The sequence below is a fragment of the Frankia canadensis genome (assembly GCF_900197875.1).
In the GTDB taxonomy this organism is placed as follows: Bacteria; Actinomycetota; Actinomycetes; order Frankiales; family Frankiaceae; genus Frankia; species Frankia canadensis.
Window position 1 is genome coordinate 1 of the sequence record NZ_FZMO01000410.1, and the last position, 1722, is coordinate 1722.

The 1722-nt window shown below is 70.9% G+C and carries 1 protein-coding gene; it reads left to right on the forward strand.

Features of this window, described 5'->3' with window-relative positions; translation table 11 throughout:
* Positions 1-123: 123 nt before the first annotated feature.
* Positions 124-1533, forward strand: a complete 1410-nt coding sequence (locus tag C1A33_RS24760) for an IS1380 family transposase (protein ID WP_101833779.1) — start codon at positions 124-126, stop codon at positions 1531-1533.
* Positions 1534-1722: the final 189 nt, after the last annotated feature.

Here is a 1722-nt window from a genome sequence, read left to right on the forward strand (position 1 = left end):
AGCCTGGATGCACCGCTTTTTGTGGCTGTCTGTTGGGGTGATTGAACGCGAAAGTGCCCTCTGAGCTGGGAGGATGGGAGTTCTCTACGCTTCCGTCCGCCAGATCGAGAGGGCACTTCGCAGGTGCGATTGTTGCATACGGCGTCGAGGACGCACGCGCGGTTCGACGACGCTGACCTGATCGGCTGCGCCGGGCTGGTCCCGGTGGCACGCCTGGCCGAGCGGGCCGGGCTGTCCGGGCTCCTGGAGGAGCATCTGCGGCCGGTGGACCCGCTCGGGGTGAACGCCGCGGTGAAGGTCGCCTGCCTGGTCGCGGGCATGGTTGCCGGGGCCGACAGCATCGAGGACATGGGGATGCTGCGGCACGGGGCGACCGGTGAGCTGTTCACCGGGGTCCGTGCCCCGTCCACGCTGGGCAGCTTCCTGCGATCCCTGAACTGGGGCAACGTCCGCCAACTCGACCGGGTCAACCGGCTGTTCCTGGCTGCCCTCGCGCGGCGGGCGCCGCTGCTGCCCGGTGCGGACACGCTGGCGTTCCTCGACGTCGATTCCTGCCAGCGCCGGGTGTTCGGCCCGGCCAAGCAGGGTGCCGCGTTCGGCCACACGAAGATCGCGGGGAAGTCGTTGCTGGTCCGGGGCCTGAACGCGCTGGTCGCCACGCTGTCGACCCCCCAGGCAGCACCCGTGATCGTCGGGACCCGGCTGCGTGGCGGGAACGCCGGATCCTCCCGGGGTGCGGCGTCGTTCGTCGCCGAGGCCATCACCGCCGCCCGCCAGGCCGGCGCGACCGGCACGCTGATCGTCCGCGCGGACTCCGCCTACTACTCCGGGACGTTCGTGGCGGCCTGCCGGCGGGCCGGCGCCCACTTCTCCGTCACTACCAGCGTCGACGAGAAGATCCACCGTGCGATCGCCGAGATCGGTGAGGATGCCTGGACCCCGATCCGCTACCCCCGCGCCGTCTTCGACGAGACCACCGGGGTCTGGATCTCCGACGCGCAGATCGCCGAAGTCGACTACACCGCGTTCGCCGCCGGCCGCCACCGCGCCCACGGCCGCCTGCTCGTCCGCCGCGTCCGCGACCAGAACAGCAACAGCCAGCAGGAGCTGTTCCCGACCTGGCGGTATCACACCGTGTTCACCGACAGCCCGTTCCACCTCACCCAGGCCGAAGCACAGCACCGCGACCACGCCCAGATCGAACAGGTCCTCGCCGACCTCGCCGCCGGACCCCTCGCCCACCTGCCCTCCGGGGTGTTCACCGCCAACGCAGCCTGGCTCACCCTCGCCGCCACCACCCACAACCTGCTCCGCGCCGCCGGCACCCTCACCTCGACGTTCCACGCCCGCGCCCGCGGCGCCACGCTGCGCGCCCACCTGGTCAACATCCCCGCCCGCATCGCCCGCCACGGCCGCGGACACATCACCCTGCACCTGCCCACCGACTGGCACGCCGAGCACCCCTGGCACGGCCTGTTCACCGCCACCGGCCACCAGCCACCCCGCCGGGCCGCACCAGCACGAGCCGGCTGAACCCAGACCCGCCCCGCACCACCACGCACCCAGTCAGAACCTCACGTCCGACAGCCCGACAGCCACCACCGGACACACCGCCGAACCCGTCAGCGGCAGCACAGCCACACCCACCGGCAACTACAGCCAGTTATCAGCCATTACAGTCGACCCCGAGAAGATCACCGCATTCATCGGTGCATCCAGGCT